The organism is Escherichia sp. F1 (genome assembly GCF_046764225.1).
Lineage (GTDB): Bacteria > Pseudomonadota > Gammaproteobacteria > Enterobacterales > Enterobacteriaceae > Escherichia > Escherichia coli.
The window spans coordinates 634,861-656,040 of record NZ_CP177202.1 but is presented as its reverse complement, the minus strand read 5'-3'; the positions used below and the strand labels follow the sequence as shown (position 1 = coordinate 656,040).

Here is a 21,180-nt window from a genome sequence, read left to right as displayed (position 1 = left end):
TGTTTAACCCCTTTCGTCTACGGCGGAAGGGGTTTTCTCTACTTTAAACGGATCAATTCCCCTTTTCTGCATCCGCCAGAAACGAATGATATTCAGGCCATTCATGAGCAGAAAACTCCCCTCAATCATCGTGCCGCCTATCGACCCCGCCCAGAAGTTGTGAATCACCCAGCAACACGTTGAAAACCACATTACGCAGCGCATGGTCAGCCCTTTACAGCGGAATAGCGCCCAGGTACTGACAATCGTGCCGATAACCGGCAATAGTTCGACAGGATGATGGAACTTCGCGAGGCCAATTCCGCCAGTCAGCACAATAAAAATCGCCATTACCCATAAGCTGCGCGTGCGTAAGGTAATCAATGTACGAATGGCATTAAGGATGGCACTGGCACCGGCGGGATAGGTGCCCAGAAGAAAAAAATGTACGCCAATAACGGCGCTATAGACCGAAAGCTGCTTTTTGAAGCGACGTTCGTCACGGTTGAAAAATGTTGTGATACCAATCAGAAAGGCGATGACACCCACGCCCTGGGCCAGCCAATACGCGGTCATGATAAATCCTTAGCAGGTATGGAAAAGCAAACGGCGCTTCACATTATGAAACGCCGTTTTTTATTAACAACTCATTTCGACTTTATAGCGTTACGCCGCTTTTGAAGATCGCCAGTTCGCGGAAGTCGTTACGCTCGTTGCAGGTTTGTTTACCATTGGCAAACTCAACGATGGTGTCGATAAATTCTTCCAGCAACTGCGGCATCGCTTTACCGTGGATCAGCTGACCCGCGTCAAAGTCGATCCAGTGTTTTTTCTTCGCCGCCAGTTCACTGTTGGTGGCGATTTTCACCGTCGGCACAAATCCACCATACGGCGTTCCACGACCAGTACTGAACAGCACCATATGACAGCCCGCACCCGCCAGGGCGCTGGTCGCTACGGCATCGTTACCCGGCGCACTTAACAAGTTCAGCCCCGGCGTTTTCAGACGCTCGCCGTAACGCAGCACGTCAACCACGACGCTGGAACCCGCTTTCTGGGTACAGCCAAGTGATTTATCTTCCAGCGTGGTGATACCGCCCGCTTTGTTCCCCGGCGATGGGTTTTCATAGATCGGCTGGTCATGGGCAATAAAGTACTGCTTGAAGTCATTGACCATGGTGACCAGTTTTTCAAACGTTGCTTCGTCGCGGCAATGGTCCATCAGCAACTGCTCTGCGCCAAACATCTCCGGCACTTCGGTCAGTACGGTAGTACCGCCGTTAGCAATCACGTAGTCAGAGAAACGCCCCAGCATCGGGTTAGCAGTAATACCAGAAAGACCGTCAGAACCACCGCACTCCAGACCAAACTTCAGTTCGCTGAGTTTGCCCGGTTCGCGTTTATCGTTGCGCATCACGCTATACAGCTGATGCAAATGCTCGATCCCGGCTTCGATCTCATCATCCTGCTGTTGGCAGATCATGAAATGAACGCGTTCAGGATCGATATCGCCCAGCGTTTCACGGAATGCGGCAACCTGGTTGTTTTCACAACCCAGGCCAATCACCAGCACTGCGCCCGCGTTCGGGTGGCGCACCATATTTTGCAGCATGGTGCGGGTATTGATGTGATCGTCGCCCAGCTGCGAGCAGCCGTAGGTGTGGCTGAAGAGGAACACGCCGTCAGTACCTTCGGCGTTGTTGGTCTCTTTCAGGAAACGGTTCTGGATCTGCCGCGCGATGCCGTTGACACAGCCCACGGTTGGCAGGATCCACAGCTCATTACGCACCCCGACATCGCCGTTAGCGCGACGATAGATCTGCACTTCACGATCTGCCGCTTGCGCAGGCAGATCCTGAAAATCAGGTTGATAGCGATACTGATCCAGATCGCTCAGATTCGTGCGCGTATTGTGGGCGTGAACGTGTTCCCCCGCCGCAATATCCGCCAATGCATAACCAATCGGCAGGCCATATTTGATGACGTTGGCCCCTTTTGCGATATCCGTTAACGCAAATTTATGTCCACGAGCAACATCCTGGCGCAGCGTAACAGTCTGGTTATCGACACTGACTTCTGTGCCTTCAGCCAAATCTGCTAAAGCGACCGCGACGTTATCCAGCGCATGGATCTTGATGTATTGCATATCAACCCCAGACCTTAGTTCAGTTCAATGGCGAAGTAGTCACGCGCATTGTTAAAGCAAATATTTTTCACCATCTCGCCCAGCAGGTTGATATCCGCCGGCGCTTCGCCCGCTTCCACCCAGCGACCAATCATCTGGCACAGAATGCGGCGGAAGTATTCGTGACGGGTGTATGACAGGAAGCTACGGCTGTCAGTCAGCATACCGACAAAGCGGCTCAGCAGACCGAGCTGCGCCAGTTGGGTCATCTGACGTTCCATACCGTCTTTCTGGTCGTTAAACCACCAGCCGGAACCGAACTGCATTTTGCCCGGCATACCTTCGCCCTGGAAGTTACCGATCATGGTGCCCAGCACTTCGTTATCGCGCGGGTTCAGGCAGTAGAGAATGGTTTTCGGCAGCAGGTTTTCTTCGTTCTGCTTGCTCAGCAACTTAGACAGCTCTTCCGCCATCGGACGGTCGTTGATGGAATCAAAACCTACATCCGGCCCCAGCAGTTTGAACTGACGCAGGTTGTTATTACGCAGCGCGCCAATGTGGTACTGCTGTACCCAGCCGCGACGCGCATATTCGGCACCAAGGAACACCAGCACCGCAGTTTTGAACTGTGCCACTTCGTGCTCGCTCAGGGTTTCGCCAGCCAGACGACGCGCCAGAATGCTGTCCAGTTCCGCTTCGTTCGCTTCAGCAAACATCACCACATCCAGCGCGTGGTCAGACACTTTACAGCCGTGAGCGGCGAAGTGATCCAGACGTTTGGTCAGGGCAGTTTGCAGATCAGCAAAGCGGCGGATGTCGGTATCAGAGACTTCACCCAGCTTCGCCATGTAGTCGTTAAAGGTCGCCTGTTCGATGTTAAAGGCTTTGTCCGGACGCCAGCTCGGCAGCACTTTGATGGTGAAAGAGCCGTCTTTGGCGATCTCTGCGTGATGCTCCAGAGAATCGATCGGGTCATCGGTGGTGCCGACCATTTTCACGTTCATTTGCTGCATGATGCCGCGCGCGGAGAAGTTATCCTGCGCCAGCAGTTCGTTACATTCGTTCCAGATTTCATCGGCAGTTGACGGAGAAAGCAATTTGCCAGTGATACCGAACGGACGACGCAGTTCGAGGTGCGTCCAGTGGTATAACGGGTTGCCGATAGTGTGCGGAACAGTCGCCGCCCAGGCGTCAAATTTTTCACGGTCAGACGCATCACCAGTACACAGACGCTCAGCCACACCGTTGGTACGCATAGCGCGCCATTTGTAGTGATCGCCCTTCAACCAGATGTCATACAGGTTTTTAAAACGATAGTCTTCCGCAATCTGCTGCGGCGGCAAATGGCAATGGTAATCGAAAATCGGCTGGTCTTTTGCGTAGTCGTGATACAGACGGCGGGCAAATTCGGTATCTAACAGGAAATCTTCAGTCATAAACGGAGTCATTTTCGTCTTCCTCTCAACGAGTGAGCTAGCTTGCTTATGGTGCGATGCTGACAAAGTTATCACACCAATTTCCAGAGTCCGAAGATATTTTCGTGAGTTAGATCAATAAACGTAGTTAAAAAAATTACTCTCAAAGTGGTAAATCTCGCTGCAGGCCGCGCCAGTACTGGCCTCGTAGCCGTCAGGTAATGTCCCTACAAATATTCGCACATTTGTGATGGCTCTCACCTTTTAAAGTTGTATGACAAGTTATCTTTCTGCCGTCGCAAATCATAAGTCGACGGAATGCAAATTGCCGATTCATTCATTTGTTAGATGAATCGGGTTAACCGGTACGGAAGCCGAATTAGCACGAAACTTTCATGGCAACGTTCGGGGCGTGCCGGTTTTTTTTCGGTTACCCGGTCGTAACTAACATCTTCAGCCTCTGGCGGGATGATGGCCGCGCTTCCTGCGGATATAACAAAACGATGAGGTTTTACATGCGTAAAATTAAAGGGTTACGTTGGTATATGATCGCACTGGTGACGCTCGGCACCGTGCTTGGTTACCTGACGCGTAACACTGTGGCGGCAGCTGCGCCAACTCTGATGGAAGAGTTAAACATCTCCACCCAACAGTATTCCTATATCATCGCAGCCTATTCTGCTGCTTATACGGTCATGCAACCGGTAGCAGGTTATGTACTGGATGTGCTGGGTACGAAAATCGGTTATGCAATGTTTGCTGTGCTGTGGGCCGTGTTCTGTGGTGCAACCGCGCTGGCAGGTAGCTGGGGCGGCCTGGCTGTTGCTCGTGGTGCGGTCGGTGCCGCGGAAGCAGCGATGATCCCGGCGGGTCTGAAAGCCAGCTCCGAATGGTTCCCGGCGAAAGAGCGTTCCATCGCGGTAGGTTACTTTAACGTAGGTTCTTCGATTGGTGCGATGATTGCACCGCCGCTGGTGGTATGGGCAATCGTGATGCACAGCTGGCAGATGGCATTTATCATCTCCGGTGCATTGAGCTTTATCTGGGCAATGGCATGGCTGATTTTCTATAAACATCCGCGCGACCAGAAGCATCTGACCGATGAAGAACGCGACTACATTATTAATGGTCAGGAAGCCCAGCACCAGGTGAGCACGGCGAAGAAAATGTCCGTTGGTCAGATCCTGCGTAACCGTCAGTTCTGGGGTATCGCGCTGCCGCGTTTCCTGGCAGAACCGGCCTGGGGTACTTTTAACGCGTGGATCCCGCTGTTCATGTTTAAAGTTTACGGCTTTAACCTGAAAGAGATTGCGATGTTCGCCTGGATGCCGATGCTGTTTGCTGACCTCGGTTGTATCCTCGGTGGTTACCTGCCGCCGCTGTTCCAGCGTTGGTTTGGTGTGAACCTGATCGTTTCTCGTAAGATGGTCGTAACGCTGGGTGCAGTGCTGATGATTGGCCCGGGTATGATCGGTCTGTTCACCAACCCGTATGTCGCAATTATGCTGCTGTGTATCGGTGGTTTTGCCCACCAGGCACTGTCTGGCGCGCTGATTACGCTCTCTTCCGACGTGTTTGGTCGTAACGAAGTGGCAACGGCGAACGGTTTAACCGGGATGTCCGCATGGCTGGCAAGTACGCTGTTTGCGCTGGTTGTCGGTGCACTGGCTGACACCATCGGCTTCAGCCCGCTGTTCGCAGTTCTGGCAGTATTTGACCTGCTGGGTGCGCTGGTTATCTGGACGGTGTTGCAGAACAAACCGGCGATTGAGGTGGCGCAGGAAACACATAACGATCCTGCACCGCAACATTAAGGCTTCGTGTAAGTTTTAGTTTCCCTTCAAAGCCGCCTTCTCAGGCGGCTTTTTCATCACTGTGAGTAGAGCTAAACTCGCAAAAGTGGTATAACAAATATAGTCTGCCGTATCATGCCTGGAGCGCATATGGAAATCACTGAACCACGCCGTTTGTATCAACAACTTGCCGCTGATCTGAAAGAGCGCATCGAACAGGGCGTCTATCTGGTGGGTGATAAACTGCCTGCTGAGCGCTTTATTGCCGATGAAAAGAACGTCAGCCGTACGGTAGTTCGTGAAGCCATCATCATGCTGGAAGTTGAAGGCTATGTGGAGGTGCGTAAAGGTTCAGGTATTCACGTGGTTTCCAACCAGCCGCGTCATCAGCAGGCGGCGGACAATAATATGGAATTCGCCAATTACGGTCCGTTTGAGTTGCTCCAGGCTCGCCAGCTCATCGAAAGTAATATTGCCGAGTTCGCGGCAACTCAGGTAACGAAACAGGACATCATGAAACTGATGGCCATCCAGGAGCAGGCGCGCGGCGAACAATGCTTCCGTGATTCCGAGTGGGATTTGCAGTTCCACATTCAGGTAGCCCTGGCGACGCAGAACTCCGCCCTGGCGGCTATCGTTGAAAAAATGTGGACCCAACGTAGCCATAACCCGTACTGGAAAAAACTACACGAACACATTGATGCCCGTACTGTCGATAACTGGTGCGATGACCACGATCAGATCCTCAAGGCGTTAATTCGCAAAGATCCTCATGCTGCTAAGCTGGCAATGTGGCAGCATCTGGAAAACACCAAAATCATGTTATTTAACGAAACCAGCGACGATTTCGAGTTCAATGCCGACCGCTATCTGTTCGCAGAAAACCCGGTAGTGCATCTCGATACGGCCGCCAGCGGCAGCAAATGAAATTTCCATCCGACAGGCGCTGCAATGCGCCTGTTTGCTTCGTCGGTAAGCGAAAAGTATAAAGTGTCAGCCTGTGTAAATCCTCTCGCCACCCTCCCCTGCAATCAGCAAAATCAGACTCCACGGACATGTAATTTTGATAACGAACAACGTTCACCTTTGTTACAATTAGATTCAATTTGAATTTATGCTTTTGAATGCTTTCTTATCTCACGATTTAACAGGGAATAGTTCAGGCTGTGTTGATGTATCAAACCCGCAAAACATACCAAAACAGCAATAACATTGCGGTAGTGCATCTTTTAAAACCAGCGTGGCGTTAACCGATTCACCAGGAATAATGAATGGAACTTTTGACCCAATTGCTGCAAGCCCTGTGGGCGCAGGATTTTGAAACCCTGGCCAATCCGTCGATGATTGGCATGTTGTATTTTGTCTTGTTTGTAATTTTGTTCCTTGAAAACGGCTTGCTTCCGGCGGCCTTTTTACCGGGCGACAGTTTACTGGTGTTGGTCGGCGTATTGATTGCGAAAGGCGCGATGGGCTATCCGCAAACGATTCTGCTGCTGACCGTTGCCGCCAGCCTCGGTTGCTGGGTCAGCTATATTCAGGGGCGATGGCTGGGCAATACCCGCACAGTACAAAACTGGCTATCTCATTTACCCGCGCATTATCATCAACGCGCACACCATCTTTTTCATAAACACGGTTTATCGGCGCTGTTAATTGGTCGCTTTATTGCATTTGTCAGAACACTGCTGCCGACGATTGCCGGATTATCAGGGCTGAATAACGCGCGCTTTCAGTTCTTCAACTGGATGAGCGGTCTGCTGTGGGTATTGATCCTGACAACTCTGGGTTACATGCTCGGCAAAACGCCGGTATTTTTAAAGTACGAGGACCAGCTGATGTCATGCCTGATGCTGCTCCCGGTGGTGCTGCTGGTGTTTGGCCTGGCAGGTTCTCTGGTCGTGTTATGGAAAAAGAAATATGGAAATCGGGGGTAAGGGATGCAAATACCTCGCATGTCGCTTCGCCAGCTAGCCTGGTCCGGCGCTGTTTTACTTCTGGTCGGCACACTGTTGCTGGCCTGGTCCGCGGTTCGCCAGCAAGAGTCTACGCTGGCGATTCGTGCCGTTCATCAAGGGACAACGATGCCAGACGGTTTTTCAATCTGGCATCACCTTGACGCTCACGGCATTCCTTTCAAAAGTATCACCCCCAAAAATGACACTCTGTTAATTACCTTTGACTCCAGCGACCAGAGTGCCGCCGCAAAAGCGGTCCTCGACAGAACATTGCCCCATGGCTACATCATCGCGCAGCAGGACAATAATAGTCAGGCTATGCAGTGGCTGACCCGGTTGCGGGATAACTCTCATCGCTTCGGATAACTTCCTGTTATCCGAAACATATCACTGACTTTGGTGATTTCACCGTAACTGTCTATGATTAATGAGGCGGTGGTTAACACTACCGCTTCGTTGTCTGGACAATCGTTCCTTTGTAATAGGTCCGAATCACAATGGAAGGTTCAAGAATGAAATACCGCATCGCTTTAGCTGTTTCTCTTTTTGCTCTTAGTGCCGGTAGTTATGCCACTACCCTGTGTCAGGAAAAGGAGCAAAATATCCTTAAGGAGATCAGCTATGCCGAAAAACACCAAAACCAGAATCGTATTGACGGTCTGAATAAAGCCCTGAGTGAAGTCCGGGCCAACTGTTCAGATAGCCAGCTGCGTGCCGATCATCAGAAGAAAATCGCAAAGCAGAAAGATGAGGTGGCGGAACGCCAGCAAGATTTAACCGAGGCGAAGCAAAAAGGCGATGCCGATAAGATTGCCAAACGCGAACGGAAACTGGCAGAAGCGCAGGAAGAGCTGAAAAAGCTGGAAGCGCGCGACTACTAACTCACAATAGTCACTACTTACTCACCTGGAGAAAACTATGTCGAAAGAACACACTACGGAACATCTGCGTGCTGAGTTGAAATCCCTTTCCGATACGCTGGAAGAGGTGCTTAGCTCATCTGGCGAGAAGTCGAAAGAAGAGTTGAGTAAGATTCGTAGCAAAGCGGAGCAGGCACTGAAACAGAGCCGTTATCGCCTGGGTGAAACCGGTGATGCCATCGCCAAACAAACCCGTGTTGCGGCAGCGCGTGCCGATGAGTATGTGCGTGAAAACCCGTGGACGGGCGTGGGCATTGGCGCTGCAATCGGTGTAGTGCTCGGCGTTCTGCTGTCGCGTCGTTAATTATGGCGGACACTCATCACGCGCAAGGGCCCGGTAAAAGCGTTCTGGGCATCGGGCAGCGAATTGTTTCCATCATGGTTGAAATGGTGGAAACACGTCTGCGGCTGGCGGTGGTGGAGCTGGAAGAGGAAAAAGCGAATCTCTTTCAACTTTTACTGATGCTGGGCCTGACGATGCTTTTCGCTGCATTTGGTCTTATGAGCCTGATGGTGCTGATTATTTGGGCGGTTGATCCGCAATATCGCCTGAATGCGATGATTGCCACCACCGTGGTGTTGCTGCTACTGGCACTGATTGGCGGCATCTGGACGTTACGTAAATCGCGTAAATCCACCCTGCTGCGCCATACACGCCATGAGCTGGCAAACGATCGGCAGCTGCTCGAGGAGGAGTCCCGTGAGCAGTAAAGTCGAACGTGAACGACGTAAGGCGCAACTGCTTAGCCAGATCCAGCAACAACGGTTGGATCTTTCCGCCAGTCGTCGTGAATGGCTGGAGGCAACAGGCGCTTACGATCGTCGCTGGAATATGCTGCTAAGTCTGCGCTCCTGGGCGCTGGTTGGCAGTAGCGTGATGGCGATCTGGACGATTCGCCATCCTAATATGCTGGTCCGCTGGGCCAGACGCGGTTTTGGCGTATGGAGCGCCTGGCGTCTGGTTAAAACGACCCTCAAGCAGCAACAGCTTCGCGGTTAACTTCCCTCTGGCCGGAGCCATTCCGGCCTTATCCCTCAAATTTTTTGAAGATTTTTGACAGTTTTCCTTGCTAACAATCATCATTCACCACGTTTATGATTCTCTCCATCGACAGCAACGACGCTAATACCGCGCCCTTGCACAAAAAAACAATCAGCAGCCTGAGTGGCGCAGTGGAGAGTATGATGAAAAAATTAGAAGATGTTGGTGTACTGGTAGCGCGCATTTTAATGCCGATTCTGTTCATTACGGCCGGCTGGGGAAAAATTACTGGCTACGCGGGTACGCAACAATATATGGAAGCGATGGGCGTCCCGGGTTTTATGCTGCCGCTGGTGATTCTGCTTGAGTTTGGTGGTGGTCTGGCAATCCTGTTTGGTTTCCTGACTCGCACCACAGCCCTGTTTACTGCGGGCTTTACGCTGCTGACGGCATTTTTATTTCACAGCAACTTTGCTGAAGGCGTCAACTCGCTGATGTTCATGAAAAACCTGACAATTTCTGGCGGATTCCTGCTACTGGCAATTACCGGTCCGGGCGCGTATAGCATCGACCGCCTGCTGAATAAAAAGTGGTAAGCACGCGCTATACTTAACGATAAAAAACGAGGAGGAAGCTCCTCGTTTTTGCTATTGGAGGAGAGAAAAATGGGTCAACTGATTGACGGCGTCTGGCATGACACCTGGTACGATACCAAATCCACCGGCGGTAAATTTCAACGTTCAGCTTCCGCATTTCGTAACTGGCTCACTGCCGATGGCACTCCTGGCCCCACTGGCATAGGCGGTTTTACCGCAGAGAAAGATCGTTATCATCTCTATGTTTCACTCGCCTGCCCGTGGGCGCACCGCACGCTGATCATGCGTAAACTCAAAGGACTGGAACCGTTTATTTCCGTTTCCGTAGTGAACCCGCTGATGCTGGAAAACGGCTGGACCTTTGATGACAGTTTTCCGGGAGCAACCGGAGATACGCTCTATCAACATGAATTTCTGTATCAGCTTTATCTCCACGCCGATCCACACTACAGCGGACGAGTTACTGTTCCCGTGCTGTGGGACAAAAAGAACCACACCATCGTCAGCAACGAATCAGCGGAAATCATCCGCATGTTCAATACCGCGTTTGATGCGCTGGGTGCGAAAGCTGGAGATTACTACCCACCAGCCCTGCAACCGAAAATTGACGAACTTAACGGCTGGATTTATGACACCGTTAACAACGGCGTGTATAAAGCCGGTTTTGCCACCAGCCAGCAAGCCTACGACGAGGCGGTAGTGAAAGTGTTTGAATCGCTGGCGCGACTGGAACAGATTTTAGGCCAGCATCGTTACCTGACCGGCAACCAGCTAACCGAAGCCGATATTCGCCTGTGGACCACGCTGGTGCGTTTTGATCCGGTGTATGTCACCCACTTCAAGTGTGATAAGCACCGCATCAGCGATTACCTGAATCTGTATGGCTTCCTGCGCGATATCTACCAGATGCCGGGGATCGCCGAAACAGTCAATTTCGATCACATCCGTAATCATTACTTCCGCAGCCATAAGACCATCAACCCTACGGGGATTATTTCAATTGGTCCGTGGCAGGATCTCGATGAACCGCATGGACGAGATGTTCGCTTCGGTTAAAAAAAGGCACCTTACGAGGTGCCTCTGATTATTAGCTAAGTGCATGTTGTGCATGTCGGATGCGGCGTGAACGCCTTATTCAACCCACAAAACTTTTTATATTCAATATGTTGCAAGGACAGCGTAAGCCAGATAAGCGTAGTGCATCTGGCAATTTTGCACTTGTCATCAGTTTTAGCGCGCCTTCAAAGCACCTTATTAATTCATTGAACGAATATTTACTGCCATTTCATTCACGTCTATTCTTAATTTGCTGCTTTAAAAACAAGTGATTGAGCAAAATTGAGGCAAAAATGGACTGGTATCTGAAAGTACTAAAAAATTATGTCGGTTTCCGGGGTCGTGCGCGGCGCAAAGAGTACTGGATGTTTATTCTGGTCAACATCATCTTTACGTTCGTGCTGGGGCTACTGGATAAAATGTTAGGCTGGCAACGTGCCGGTGGCGAAGGCATCCTGACGACAATCTACGGTATTCTGGTGTTTTTACCATGGTGGGCAGTTCAGTTCCGCCGCCTGCACGACACCGACCGCTCGGCGTGGTGGGCACTGCTATTCTTAATCCCGTTTATCGGCTGGCTTATTATCATCGTCTTTAACTGCCAGGCGGGTACGCCAGGCGAAAACCGCTTTGGACCTGATCCAAAACTGGAACCTTAAAACAAATCTACTCGCCGGATGTCTGACTCATCCGGCTTTTATCATTATGTTGATGAATGAATAATTTACTAATGTTTATTTAAAATATTTCAATGTCGTTATATAAATTACCTATAAAAAATAACCATATATTTATCTTAAATATCAAAACCTTTATAACATCCGAAAAAGAAAGATACGAATAGCATTTACTCCATCCCCGGAATAGACTTTCGCAACTTTTAATTAAAGGGATGTTTTTATGCAGTGGTATTTAGCCGTATTAAAAAATTATGTTGGTTTCTCTGGTCGCGCACGTCGTAAAGAGTACTGGATGTTTACTCTGATTAACGCCATCGTCGGCGCTATTATCAATGTCATTCAATTGATTTTAGGTTTAGAGTTTCCATTCCTTTCTCTCATTTACCTGGCAGCAACAATCATTCCGGTCATTGCTCTGTGCGTTCGTCGTCTGCACGATACTGACCGTTCAGGTGCGTGGGCGCTTCTCTATCTGGTACCGGTCATTGGCTGGTTAGTTCTGTTTGTATTTGCCTGTTTAGAGGGCAATTCTGGCAGCAATCGTTACGGAAACGATCCGAAGTTTGGTTCAAATTAATATTAAAATTGGGGCGATATTTCGCCCCTTTTTATTAACAATAACAAATATTATTTTCCGCTAAAAAGTTTGGGAATTTCCCGCAAACACCAGGATTTCGCTTCCCCCATACTGTCACGACGCCAGGCCATAATAATATCGATCTCGCTGGTCGATTCTGGGCTGACGACACGCAACCGCCCTTCCGCGATATCTTTTTCGACCATCGGATACGGCATCGTCGCCACGCCAAGCCCCGCCAGTAATGCCTGACGTTTATCTTCAATCGTGCTCACCGTTAAGCGCGGCTGTTTGTCCAGCAGCTGTACGGTCAACACCGGGCGCTCACGAGCGGTATCCGCCACCGCAATTCCACGATATTTCACGCGCGTCACTTCAGATAACGGTTCCGGCTCCTGATGAATCGGGTGATCAGGCGCGGCAACGTAGACGTTCATTAACGTATAGAGCTTGCGCGAGTTGATCTCCGACGAGGAACGAAAATGCATATCCGGCGCGATAACGATATCCGCCCGCCCCTGCTCCAGTCGTTCCCACGCCCCCGCCAGCACTTCGGTGATGATTGCCAGTTGGGTATTGGCTTTTGCCGCCAGTTTGTCAATTAACGGGAAAAAGGCAGGTGTCGGTACCAGCGCCTCGGTCACAATGGTGAGATGCGTTTCCCAACCGCGCGCGAGGGCTTCCGCATCGGTAGTCAGTTTATCTGCGGCTTCCAGCAAAACGCGCCCTCGCTCCAGCAACATCCTCCCGACATTGGTGAATTTGGTGCGATGGCCCGAGCGGTCAAACAGCACCACATCCAGCTCTTCTTCCAGTTTTTGCATGGTGTAGCTAAGTGCGGAAGGCACGCGTCCCAGCTCATCCGCCGCCGCCGCAAAACTGCCCCGGCGATCGATCGCATCCATAACCCGTAGTGCTTCCAGCGTTAATGCCCTTTCTTTGGCCATTTCGTTCTCATTCAGGAAATTTGAACATACCGGGCAGAATATCTGGCTAACAATGTAGCGTCCAGCCCCTTACCATAAAAGGAAGTAAAGAGAGGTCAAGAATTATGATTACTACCCGAACTGCCAGGCAGTGTGGACAAGCAGACTACGGATGGTTGCAGGCCCGGTATACTTTTTCCTTTGGACACTACTTCGACCCGAAATTGTTAGGCTATGCCTCCCTGCGCGTGCTTAACCAGGAAGTGCTGGCCCCAGGTGCCGCCTTTCAGCCGCGAACCTATCCCAAAGTCGATATTTTAAATGTGATTCTGGATGGAGAAGCTGAGTATCGCGACAGCGAAGGCAATCATGTTCAGGCCAGCGCTGGTGAGGTGTTGCTGCTCTCTACCCAGCCGGGTGTCAGCTATAGCGAACACAATCTCAGCAAAGACAAACCGTTAACGCGAATGCAGCTTTGGCTGGATGCCTGCCCGCAGCGAGAGAATCCACTGATTCAAAAGCTGGCGCTTAATATGGACAAGCAGCAATTAATCGCCTCGCCAGAGGGTGCGATGGGAAGCCTGCAATTGCGCCAGCAAGTGTGGCTGCATCATATTGTGCTCGACAAAGGCGAAAGTGCAAATTTCCAGTTGCATGGGCCACGCGCGTATTTGCAATCGATTCACGGGAAATTTCATGCACTTACGCATCATGAAGAGAAAGCGGCGCTGACCTGCGGTGATGGGGCGTTTATTCGTGACGAGGCTAACATTACGCTGGTTGCCGATTCCCCACTGCGCGCTTTGCTGATAGATTTGCCTGTCTAGTTGTTTTTACAGGGAGATGATGATGAGTAAAAAATCGGCCAAAAAGCGTCAGCCAGTGAAGCCCGTGGTGGCGAAAGAACCTGCTCGCACCGCCAATAATTTTGGCTATGAAGAGATGTTGAGCGAGCTGGAAGCCATCGTCGCGGATGCTGAAACGCGTTTAGCCGAGGATGAAGCTACCGCGTAAAGACAGGTGCCGGATGCGGCGTAAACGCCTTATCCGGCACGATACCCAAAACCTGGCGTTTATCTGGCCTTGCTCGCCATAATCTCGATAATCTGCCGATCCGTTTGCTGCATCGAATGGCTTGCTAACGCACACAGGTTGGCAATCGACTGCTCAACATCATGCGCCACAATCCCTTCATTGCCGGTCACGGCGGTATCATCCAGCGCCATTAACACCGCTTTCCACGCAGCCGAAGCACTGGTCGAAACCTTCATCGCGCAGCTGTTCGACGCACCATCGCAAATCATGCCGCTGACATCGCCGATCATACTGCTGATCGCCATCGAGATGGTTTCATAACGCCCATCCACCAGCCATGCCATCCCGGCGGCGGCCCCCATTGCTGCGGTCGTTGCGGCACAAAGCGCAGACAAACGCGGTAACTGGTTATGGATGTAAATCGCGCTCAAATGCGAAAGCATCAGCGCACGCGCCAGCCGTTCATCATCGGCCCCGAAGTGTTCTGCTACCACCACCACAGGCATTGTTGCAGTGATCCCCTGGTTACCCGAGCCTGAATTACTCATCGCCGGAAGCGTAGCACCGCCCATACGCGCATCGGATGCCGCGCTGGTACGAATCACAATGGATGAAGAGAGATCTTTCGCCAGCAAACCGCGCGCGCACTGTTTTTCCAGCGTCGCACCAATATGCAGCCCCCAGTTACCGCTCAAACCTTCCTGCGATAACGCACAATTTAACTTCGCAGAATCGAGAATAAAGCGGATCGCCGCAAACGGGACTTCATTGACGAACTTCAGGATCTCAGCCAGCGTCGTCCTGGAAAGCACCGTCAGCGGCGACTCTTGCTCGCCCTCTGTCACACACGCCTGCTGGGTAAACACCACACCATTGTGCGTCTCAATATGCACAATGTTGGTATGCCCGCCGACGATGGTGACACACGCCCACTTCTCACCGTTCCAGACTTTGGCGCGTGAGAAGAGGATTTCATCGCAAGGTTCCTGGATCTTAACTGAGACTTTCCCCGCCGCCAGCAGTGCTTTGGCATCGGAAATTGCCTGCGCAGTTGCGTCTTTCAGCACTTCCAGCCCGGCGTTAGCATTTCCACCTAACGCTCCCAGCGCCGCCGCAATTGGCAGCCCCACCATTCCTGTACCGGGAACGGTGACACCCAGACCGTTCTTCATCAGATTTGGCGAAACCCAGGCTTCTACACGTTCAACCGGACCTTCCAGTTCTGCCGCAGCAACCGCCGCCGCCAGCGCCAGTGAAATCGGTTCAGTACATCCCAGCGCCGGTTTTACTTCCTCCTGAACGGCGAGGATGTAACGCTGCCATAACGGATTTAAAGTCGAATCAAACATATTAAAAACCTTAAAATTTCAGGTAAATCAAGAAAATGCCAGGAACGGAGAAACACAAAGCAACAAACCAGTGACGATAATCAGGTACAGAGACATCCCTTTGTATTTGTGCAATGCCGGTACTTTGTAAACCAGCCACGCCGGGATCAGGCACCCTACCATGCCGAAAATCGGGCTACAGATAGAGGTGAAGCTCAACACCGGTGCGTTCAGTACGATGGCGCTCCAGGCCAGCAAAATGGCGAAAATCATGATGCCGCGCTGAACGAGATTTTCGTTAATCTTCTCGGCAGGCATCTTGCGACGCAGGATGTTCATTACGATCCCTTGCGTTGCTTCGCGAAAGCCTAAATAGACGCCAAAAAACGCGGTCATTACTGCAAAGATATTGAGAATGACGCTGACCACTTTCACCCACGCTGCGCCGTCACCGCTAATAAACTGCGCCGCAATTGCCAGCGCGGAAATATTCTGCTCGTAGGCTTTTACCGCTTCGTCATGTCCCATCGCCAGCGTGAACGACACGGCGTAGAAAAAGACGGTGACAAACAAAATACCAAACGCGATATTCATTGCCCGCAATGCTTTATGCCGCGCCACTTCAATCGATTTTTCCCGCGAGCGATAAGAGATCACCATCGGGCTTAACGTCTGGATAAACAGAATCGACGTCAGGGTAAACGGCAGCGTAATAATGGCGTTTTTCACCAGCAGCCCCAGCGGCGGTAGCGAACCGACGTTATACAGATGCCACATTCCCACCATCGACACGCCCAGCGCCGCGACCACCAGCAGCTTGGTCAGCACCATCCCCGTCGAAATTTTGAATAACAATTTCTCGCCGCGTGAGGAGATCGCCACCAGAATGCAAATCAGTACCAGACCATAAAAGGGACTGTCTGACAGCAACCCTTCCGTCACGCCGAAGGTATGCAGGTAGGAAGCACTATCGTTGGTGATGGCGGTGGAATAGACGAACATCCAAATCACCAGCATTACGAAATAGAGTGCACCTAACAGGATGCCCCAGTTTTTACCTAAATAACCGCTAATGACGCTCGGGTAATCTTTACATTCTGGTGATTCTGCCAGCGTATTAATAAACAACCGCTGAAACAGATACATTGCCGGGTAACCAATCACCGATGAGAGCAAAAATACCCACAATCCCATCAAACCGACCTGCACCGGGAGAAAAACAATCCCCGCGCCAATCGCCATCCCGATACTCATAATCACCCAGCCGGTGTCAGTACTGTCGAATTTGATCGCTTCTCGCCACTCGCTCTCACTCATTCCAGCACGACCCGCCGGGGTCGAAGCGTCTGCAATGACGCCTTTATTCGATGCAATTTCCATAATTTCTCGCTCAATATTTTGTAGGGCTTATTATTTTTTTCCGAGCCGCATCAAGGCGATATGCGGTCTACGTTTTTGCAGGCGAGTTATTAGAATAAAGAAATGATACGCGCGAGGTCAGAGAAAATCTTCACAATCAAGACTTTGAAATAACGGAGATGGATAAGAATTTTCTACTAAATTAATCACAAGAGAATATTCATTCTCTATTTGCGGCAGATCACAAAAAAAAGGTGCACATTTGTGCACCCAAGGATGAAAGCTGACAGCAATGTCAGCCGCAGACCACTTTAATGGCCAGTCCTCCGCGTGATGTTTCGCGGTATTTATCGTTCATATCTTTGCCGGTTTCATACATCGTCTCGATCACTTTATCGAGTGAAACACGCGGTGCCGAGGTGCGGCGCATCGCCATCCGCGCGGCGTTTACTGCTTTCACGGCATTAATGGCATTACGTTCAATGCACGGGATTTGTACCTGTCCGGCAACCGGATCGCAGGTCAGCCCAAGATTATGCTCCATCGCGATTTCCGCCGCATTGCATACCTGCGCCGGACTGCCGCCCAGGAGTTCAGTTAACCCTGCCGCCGCCATTGAACAGGCCACGCCAATCTCCCCCTGACAGCCGACTTCCGCGCCAGAGATGGAGGCGTTCATTTTATACAGCGCGCCAATAGCCCCCGCTGCCAGAAAATAGCGGGCAATTGACCGCTCGTTTACCGGACGACGGAACTTATCGTAATAAGCCAGCACTGCCGGAATAATGCCGCACGCACCGTTAGTCGGTGCCGTTACCACACGCCCGCCAGCTGCGTTTTCTTCACTAACCGCCAGCGCATACATGTTGATCCAGTCGATGACATTCATCGGATCGTTAGAGATGTTATCGCTGGAAACCAGCTGACGACGCAGCGCTACGGCACGGCGCGGCACATTGAGCGGACCAGGCAGCACGCCTTCAGTGTTCATCCCGCGTTCAATACCGTCATGCATCACTTGCCAGATACGGGCAAACCCTGCGTCAATTTCCGCTTTGCTGCGCAGCGCCAGCTCGTTGTGCATCATCAGGCCAGATATAGACAGGCCGTTGTAATCACACATTTTCAGCAGTTCACCTGCTGAGTGGAAATCGTAAGGTACGGACGTTTCGACATCGTGCGACAGGCCGAAGTGTTCTTCTTCGACAATAAACCCGCCGCCGACAGAGTAATAGGTTTTACTTAATAGCGCTTCCTGTCCCTTCCAGGCAGTGATCCGCATTCCGTTCTCATGGCGAGGCAACATTTCGGGATGGAAGATAATGTTCTTTGCTACAGGAAAATCAACAATATGCGCACCAGATGCCACTGGCAGCCGCCCGCTGCGCGTTACTAACTCTATAAATGCAGGGATCTCATCAATGACAACATCCTGCGGACTGTTTCCTGCCAGTCCCATGATAATGGCGACATCCGTGGCATGGCCTTTGCCCGTCAGTGACAACGACCCGTACAGATCGACCACAATATGGCTCGTCGCGGTTAATAAGCCGCTACTTTCCAGCCGATCAATAAAACTTTTTCCGGCATTCATTGGCCCCACGGTATGCGAACTGGAGGGACCAATCCCAATTTTGAAAATATCGAATGCACTAATCATATCCACACCCTCGGATTGCCGTTCAGTGAAGTGGAGCGGAACGACCTTGCGACCGTCCCGCTCACGAGGCTTTACGCACTACGTACTGCGATGGCTTCAATTTCCAGCTTCACATCTTTCGGCAAACGCGCGACCTGCACACAGCTCCGGGTCGGGTAGGTCGCCTGATGCTCATCGAAGAACTGCTTATAGACTTCATTGATGGTGGCAAAATCATTCAGATCGGTGATGAACACGGTCATCTTGATGATATCGCCCACGCTCAGCCCGGCAGCAACCACGATCGCTTTGACGTTTTCGAGGCTTAAACGCGCCTGATCTTGCACATCAGCCGGTATCTCACCGGTCTGTGGGCAAACCGGAATTTGACCGGAGGTGAAGACCATGCTGCCTAAATCAACGCCCTGAACATAAGGGCCGATTGCGCCTGGGGCACGTTGCGTTTCGATAATCTTTTTCATACATCCTCCGGCGTCAGAGCGCCTGGGTAAAAGTACGTGAAATAACATCCTGTTGCTGTTCACGGGTCAGTGCGTTGAAGCGCACGGCGTAGCCAGAGACACGGATTGTCAGGTTAGGATATTTTTCCGGGTGCTCGATGGCATCCAGCAGCATTTCCCGATTCATTACGTTGACGTTGAGGTGTTGACCGCCTTCGACATCCGCTTCGTGGTGGAAATACCCATCCAGCAGGCCGACAAGGTTGGTTTTACGTACTGGATCTTCTTTGCCCAGCGCCGCAGGCACAATCGAGAAGGTGTACGAGATCCCGTCTTTGGCGTAGGTGAACGGCAGTTTCGCCACCGACGTCAATGAGGCCACGGCACCTTTGCGGTCACGACCATGCATCGGGTTAGCGCCCGGCGCGAACGGTGTTCCGGCGCGACGACCGTCCGGCGTATTACCGGTTTTCTGGCCGTACACCACGTTAGAAGTGATAGTCAGAATCGACTGGGTAGGGACGGCGTTGCGATAGGTTGGCAGCGCTTTAATTTTCTTCATAAAGCGTTCAACCAGATCGCAGGCAATGCTGTCTACGCGCTCGTCGTTGTTACCGTACTGCGGATATTCGCCGTCGATTTCAAAGTCCACCGCCAGGCCGTTTTCGTCACGGATTGGTTTCACGCGGGCATATTTGATGGCAGACAGGGAGTCCGTCGCCACCGACAGGCCCGCGATGCCGCATGCCATAGTGCGATAGACATCACGATCGTGCAGCGCCATCAGCGAAGCTTCGTAGCTGTACTTGTCGTGCATGTAGTGAATGATATTCAGCGCACTGATGTACTGCACCGCCAGCCAGTCCATGAAGTGATCGAGGCTGTCCATCACTTTGTCGTAATCCAGCACGTCGTCCATCAGCGGTGCTGTTTTCGGCCCGACCTGAATCTTCAGCTTCTCGTCCACCCCGCCGTTAATTGCGTACAGCAGCGTTTTCGCCAGGTTAGCGCGTGCACCAAAGAACTGCATTTGCTTACCAATCACCATTGGGCTGACGCAGCAGGCAATCGCGTAATCGTCGCTGTTGAAGTCAGTACGCATCAGATCGTCGTTTTCATACTGCAAGGAAGAGGTGACGATCGACACCTGCGCGGCATATTTTTTGAAGGCAATCGGTAATTCTTCCGACCAAAGAATGGTCAGGTTAGGTTCCGGTGCCGGCCCCATAGTGTGCAGGGTGTGCAAATAGCGGAAGGAGTTTTTGGTCACCAGCGTACGACCGTCCAGCCCCATCCCGCCGATCACTTCCGTCGCCCAGATTGGGTCGCCGGAGAACAGCGAATCAAATTCCGGTGTACGCAGGAAGCGTACCATACGGATCTTCATGATGAAGTGATCGATCAGTTCCTGTGCCTGCTGCTCATTGAGTACGCCAGCTTTAAAGTCGCGCTCAATGTAGATATCGAGGAACGATGCCGTGCGACCCAGCGACATCGCGCCGCCATTTTGCGATTTCACTGCCGCCAGGTAAGCGAAGTAGAGCCACTGCACCGCTTCCTGCGCATTCTGCGCCGGGCGAGAGATATCAAAGCCATATTTCGCCGCCATTTCCTGAATCTGCAACAGCGCATGACGATGCTCTGCCAGCTCCTCACGCAGACGGATAGTGGCTTCGAGATCTTCGCCTTTTTCCAGACGGGACTGGAGATCGGCAAATTGCAGTTCGCGTTCACGCACCAGATAACTGATGCCATACAGCGCCACGCGGCGGTAGTCACCGATAATGCGCCCACGGCCATAACCATCTGGCAAACCAGTCAGTACACCCGATTTACGGCAGCGCAGCATATCCGGTGAGTAAACATCAAATACGCCCTGATTATGGGTTTTACGCAGATCGGTAAACAGATATTCAAATTCACTGTCCATTTCACGGCCATAGGCGTGGAATGAACTTTTAATCATATTAATGCCACCGAACGGATGCAGCGCACGCTTTAATGGCGCATCCGTTTGCAGGCCCACTATTTTTTCCAGCGGCTGGTTAATATATCCCGCATCATGAGCGGTAATGGTGGTAGCAATATTAGTATCGAAATCAACCGGCGCGTGGGTTGCGTTTTCGATACGAATGCCTTCCATCACTTTTTCCCACAATTCCGTGGTGGCTGGCGTCGCTTCAGCGAGGAAAGATTCATCGCCTTCATACGGTGTATAGTTATGTTGAATAAAATCGCGGACATTAATTTCGTTTTTCCAGTCCGTACCTTTAAAGCCAAGCCATGCGTCGGCGTACAGCTTATCGCTGGTATCAATATCTACCTTCATGAAAAATAATCTCTCTACAATACTT

24 protein-coding genes are annotated in these 21,180 nt (G+C 51.4%); 15 read left to right on the top strand and 9 right to left on the bottom strand.

Translation table 11 applies throughout. The annotated features are described in order from the left end of the window. Positions 1 to 3: 3 nt before the first annotated feature. From ACK8NJ_RS03125 to uxaC, 3 genes are all read right to left on the bottom strand, one after another. Positions 4 to 555 carry a YgjV family protein gene (locus ACK8NJ_RS03125; protein WP_000128138.1) on the bottom strand — a complete coding sequence of 184 codons (552 nt, stop codon included), beginning with the start codon at positions 553 to 555 and terminating at the stop codon, positions 4 to 6. 82 nt (positions 556 to 637) lie between these two features. Further along, positions 638 to 2,125, bottom strand: coding sequence for an altronate dehydratase (gene uxaA / locus ACK8NJ_RS03120; RefSeq protein ID WP_001199382.1), 1,488 nt, complete (start codon positions 2,123 to 2,125; stop codon positions 638 to 640). Between the two features lie 14 nt (positions 2,126 to 2,139). Then, positions 2,140 to 3,552 (bottom strand): glucuronate isomerase, encoded by a 1,413-nt coding sequence (gene uxaC, locus ACK8NJ_RS03115; protein ID WP_000187442.1) that lies wholly within the window; start codon positions 3,550 to 3,552, stop codon positions 2,140 to 2,142. 482 nt (positions 3,553 to 4,034) lie between these two features. Here uxaC and exuT point away from each other — a divergent pair, with 482 nt between their 5' ends. The 13 genes from exuT (at position 4,035) to ACK8NJ_RS03050 (ending at position 12,078) form a co-directional block, all read left to right on the top strand. Continuing rightward, a complete protein-coding gene (gene exuT / locus ACK8NJ_RS03110; RefSeq protein ID WP_001226465.1) occupies positions 4,035 to 5,333 on the top strand; it encodes a hexuronate transporter ExuT in 1,299 nt (432 codons plus the stop codon). A 129-nt stretch (positions 5,334 to 5,462) separates the two neighbouring features. Next, positions 5,463 to 6,239: a transcriptional regulator ExuR gene (gene exuR, locus ACK8NJ_RS03105; protein ID WP_001559976.1), complete on the top strand. Its 777-nt coding sequence runs from the start codon at positions 5,463 to 5,465 to the stop codon at positions 6,237 to 6,239. A 239-nt stretch (positions 6,240 to 6,478) separates the two neighbouring features. Then, entirely contained in the window at positions 6,479 to 6,562 is an 84-nt protein-coding gene (gene yqiM, locus ACK8NJ_RS03100; protein WP_212735802.1) for a hypothetical protein, read from the top strand. A 21-nt stretch (positions 6,563 to 6,583) separates the two neighbouring features. Further along, on the top strand, positions 6,584 to 7,246 hold the full coding sequence (gene yqjA, locus ACK8NJ_RS03095; RefSeq protein ID WP_000422149.1) for a DedA family general envelope maintenance protein YqjA: 663 nt from the start codon (positions 6,584 to 6,586) through the stop codon (positions 7,244 to 7,246). Between the two features lie 3 nt (positions 7,247 to 7,249). Further along, positions 7,250 to 7,633, top strand: a complete 384-nt coding sequence (mzrA, locus tag ACK8NJ_RS03090; RefSeq protein WP_001166760.1) for an EnvZ/OmpR regulon moderator MzrA — start codon at positions 7,250 to 7,252, stop codon at positions 7,631 to 7,633. Positions 7,634 to 7,779: 146 nt separating this feature from the next. After that, positions 7,780 to 8,148 carry a DUF1090 family protein YqjC gene (yqjC, locus tag ACK8NJ_RS03085; RefSeq protein WP_001306004.1) on the top strand — a complete coding sequence of 123 codons (369 nt, stop codon included), beginning with the start codon at positions 7,780 to 7,782 and terminating at the stop codon, positions 8,146 to 8,148. 37 nt (positions 8,149 to 8,185) lie between these two features. Then, entirely contained in the window at positions 8,186 to 8,491 is a 306-nt protein-coding gene (locus ACK8NJ_RS03080; RefSeq protein ID WP_000031415.1) for a DUF883 family protein, read from the top strand. 2 nt (positions 8,492 to 8,493) lie between these two features. Next, positions 8,494 to 8,898 carry a phage holin family protein gene (locus ACK8NJ_RS03075; RefSeq protein WP_000785722.1) on the top strand — a complete coding sequence of 135 codons (405 nt, stop codon included), beginning with the start codon at positions 8,494 to 8,496 and terminating at the stop codon, positions 8,896 to 8,898. Beyond that, on the top strand, positions 8,888 to 9,187 hold the full coding sequence (locus tag ACK8NJ_RS03070) for a YqjK-like family protein (RefSeq protein WP_000096086.1): 300 nt from the start codon (positions 8,888 to 8,890) through the stop codon (positions 9,185 to 9,187). The genes ACK8NJ_RS03075 and ACK8NJ_RS03070 overlap by 11 nt, the downstream gene beginning before the upstream one ends. Before the next feature lie 185 nt (positions 9,188 to 9,372). Further along, on the top strand, positions 9,373 to 9,765 hold the full coding sequence (locus ACK8NJ_RS03065; RefSeq protein WP_000732240.1) for a DoxX family protein: 393 nt from the start codon (positions 9,373 to 9,375) through the stop codon (positions 9,763 to 9,765). A 69-nt stretch (positions 9,766 to 9,834) separates the two neighbouring features. Then, positions 9,835 to 10,821 (top strand): glutathionyl-hydroquinone reductase YqjG, encoded by a 987-nt coding sequence (yqjG, locus tag ACK8NJ_RS03060; protein ID WP_000531217.1) that lies wholly within the window; start codon positions 9,835 to 9,837, stop codon positions 10,819 to 10,821. Between the two features lie 293 nt (positions 10,822 to 11,114). Continuing rightward, positions 11,115 to 11,480, top strand: coding sequence for a DUF805 domain-containing protein (locus tag ACK8NJ_RS03055; protein WP_000384145.1), 366 nt, complete (start codon positions 11,115 to 11,117; stop codon positions 11,478 to 11,480). A gap of 241 nt (positions 11,481 to 11,721) precedes the next feature. Continuing rightward, complete coding sequence (locus ACK8NJ_RS03050) at positions 11,722 to 12,078, top strand: DUF805 domain-containing protein (protein ID WP_001198783.1); 357 nt, start codon at positions 11,722 to 11,724, stop codon at positions 12,076 to 12,078. Positions 12,079 to 12,128: 50 nt separating this feature from the next. On the opposite strand, the gene yhaJ is transcribed toward ACK8NJ_RS03050, so the two are convergent. Then, complete coding sequence (yhaJ, locus tag ACK8NJ_RS03045; protein WP_001041010.1) at positions 12,129 to 13,025, bottom strand: DNA-binding transcriptional regulator YhaJ; 897 nt, start codon at positions 13,023 to 13,025, stop codon at positions 12,129 to 12,131. Positions 13,026 to 13,129: 104 nt separating this feature from the next. Here yhaJ and ACK8NJ_RS03040 point away from each other — a divergent pair, with 104 nt between their 5' ends. Together ACK8NJ_RS03040 and yhaL are read left to right on the top strand one after the other, a co-directional pair. After that, on the top strand, positions 13,130 to 13,831 hold the full coding sequence (locus tag ACK8NJ_RS03040; RefSeq protein ID WP_000633586.1) for a pirin family protein: 702 nt from the start codon (positions 13,130 to 13,132) through the stop codon (positions 13,829 to 13,831). Between the two features lie 22 nt (positions 13,832 to 13,853). Beyond that, positions 13,854 to 14,018 carry a protein YhaL gene (yhaL, locus tag ACK8NJ_RS03035; protein ID WP_001306007.1) on the top strand — a complete coding sequence of 55 codons (165 nt, stop codon included), beginning with the start codon at positions 13,854 to 13,856 and terminating at the stop codon, positions 14,016 to 14,018. 59 nt (positions 14,019 to 14,077) lie between these two features. On the opposite strand, the gene cyuA is transcribed toward yhaL, so the two are convergent. The 5 genes from cyuA to tdcE all read right to left on the bottom strand — a co-directional run bounded on the left by cyuA (position 14,078) and on the right by tdcE (position 21,155). After that, positions 14,078 to 15,388, bottom strand: coding sequence for a cysteine desulfidase (gene cyuA / locus ACK8NJ_RS03030; RefSeq protein ID WP_000460529.1), 1,311 nt, complete (start codon positions 15,386 to 15,388; stop codon positions 14,078 to 14,080). Between the two features lie 27 nt (positions 15,389 to 15,415). Further along, the gene (locus ACK8NJ_RS03025) at positions 15,416 to 16,747 is read right to left on the bottom strand and encodes an amino acid permease (protein ID WP_000401598.1); all 1,332 of its coding nucleotides are present in this window, start codon (positions 16,745 to 16,747) and stop codon (positions 15,416 to 15,418) included. 274 nt (positions 16,748 to 17,021) lie between these two features. Further along, on the bottom strand, positions 17,022 to 18,386 hold the full coding sequence (gene tdcG / locus ACK8NJ_RS03020; protein ID WP_000622115.1) for an L-serine ammonia-lyase: 1,365 nt from the start codon (positions 18,384 to 18,386) through the stop codon (positions 17,022 to 17,024). Positions 18,387 to 18,457: 71 nt separating this feature from the next. Continuing rightward, the gene (locus ACK8NJ_RS03015; protein WP_000719990.1) at positions 18,458 to 18,847 is read right to left on the bottom strand and encodes an enamine/imine deaminase; all 390 of its coding nucleotides are present in this window, start codon (positions 18,845 to 18,847) and stop codon (positions 18,458 to 18,460) included. A gap of 13 nt (positions 18,848 to 18,860) precedes the next feature. Then, complete coding sequence (gene tdcE, locus ACK8NJ_RS03010; protein WP_000861734.1) at positions 18,861 to 21,155, bottom strand: 2-ketobutyrate formate-lyase/pyruvate formate-lyase; 2,295 nt, start codon at positions 21,153 to 21,155, stop codon at positions 18,861 to 18,863. Positions 21,156 to 21,180: the final 25 nt, after the last annotated feature.

Coding starts and splice junctions, on each gene's coding strand:
- ACK8NJ_RS03040 (WP_000633586.1), top strand. CDS start 13,130: ATGATTACTACCCGAACTGCCAGGCAGTGTGGACAAGCAGACTACGGA.
- ACK8NJ_RS03055 (WP_000384145.1), top strand. CDS start 11,115: ATGGACTGGTATCTGAAAGTACTAAAAAATTATGTCGGTTTCCGGGGT.
- ACK8NJ_RS03025 (WP_000401598.1), bottom strand. CDS start 16,747: ATGGAAATTGCATCGAATAAAGGCGTCATTGCAGACGCTTCGACCCCG.
- uxaC (WP_000187442.1), bottom strand. CDS start 3,552: ATGACTCCGTTTATGACTGAAGATTTCCTGTTAGATACCGAATTTGCC.
- cyuA (WP_000460529.1), bottom strand. CDS start 15,388: ATGTTTGATTCGACTTTAAATCCGTTATGGCAGCGTTACATCCTCGCC.
- yhaL (WP_001306007.1), top strand. CDS start 13,854: ATGAGTAAAAAATCGGCCAAAAAGCGTCAGCCAGTGAAGCCCGTGGTG.
- tdcE (WP_000861734.1), bottom strand. CDS start 21,155: ATGAAGGTAGATATTGATACCAGCGATAAGCTGTACGCCGACGCATGG.
- ACK8NJ_RS03065 (WP_000732240.1), top strand. CDS start 9,373: ATGAAAAAATTAGAAGATGTTGGTGTACTGGTAGCGCGCATTTTAATG.
- exuR (WP_001559976.1), top strand. CDS start 5,463: ATGGAAATCACTGAACCACGCCGTTTGTATCAACAACTTGCCGCTGAT.
- yhaJ (WP_001041010.1), bottom strand. CDS start 13,025: ATGGCCAAAGAAAGGGCATTAACGCTGGAAGCACTACGGGTTATGGAT.
- yqjC (WP_001306004.1), top strand. CDS start 7,780: ATGAAATACCGCATCGCTTTAGCTGTTTCTCTTTTTGCTCTTAGTGCC.
- yqjG (WP_000531217.1), top strand. CDS start 9,835: ATGGGTCAACTGATTGACGGCGTCTGGCATGACACCTGGTACGATACC.
- ACK8NJ_RS03050 (WP_001198783.1), top strand. CDS start 11,722: ATGCAGTGGTATTTAGCCGTATTAAAAAATTATGTTGGTTTCTCTGGT.
- mzrA (WP_001166760.1), top strand. CDS start 7,250: ATGCAAATACCTCGCATGTCGCTTCGCCAGCTAGCCTGGTCCGGCGCT.
- ACK8NJ_RS03075 (WP_000785722.1), top strand. CDS start 8,494: ATGGCGGACACTCATCACGCGCAAGGGCCCGGTAAAAGCGTTCTGGGC.
- exuT (WP_001226465.1), top strand. CDS start 4,035: ATGCGTAAAATTAAAGGGTTACGTTGGTATATGATCGCACTGGTGACG.
- ACK8NJ_RS03125 (WP_000128138.1), bottom strand. CDS start 555: ATGACCGCGTATTGGCTGGCCCAGGGCGTGGGTGTCATCGCCTTTCTG.
- tdcG (WP_000622115.1), bottom strand. CDS start 18,386: ATGATTAGTGCATTCGATATTTTCAAAATTGGGATTGGTCCCTCCAGT.
- ACK8NJ_RS03015 (WP_000719990.1), bottom strand. CDS start 18,847: ATGAAAAAGATTATCGAAACGCAACGTGCCCCAGGCGCAATCGGCCCT.
- ACK8NJ_RS03080 (WP_000031415.1), top strand. CDS start 8,186: ATGTCGAAAGAACACACTACGGAACATCTGCGTGCTGAGTTGAAATCC.
- uxaA (WP_001199382.1), bottom strand. CDS start 2,125: ATGCAATACATCAAGATCCATGCGCTGGATAACGTCGCGGTCGCTTTA.
- yqjA (WP_000422149.1), top strand. CDS start 6,584: ATGGAACTTTTGACCCAATTGCTGCAAGCCCTGTGGGCGCAGGATTTT.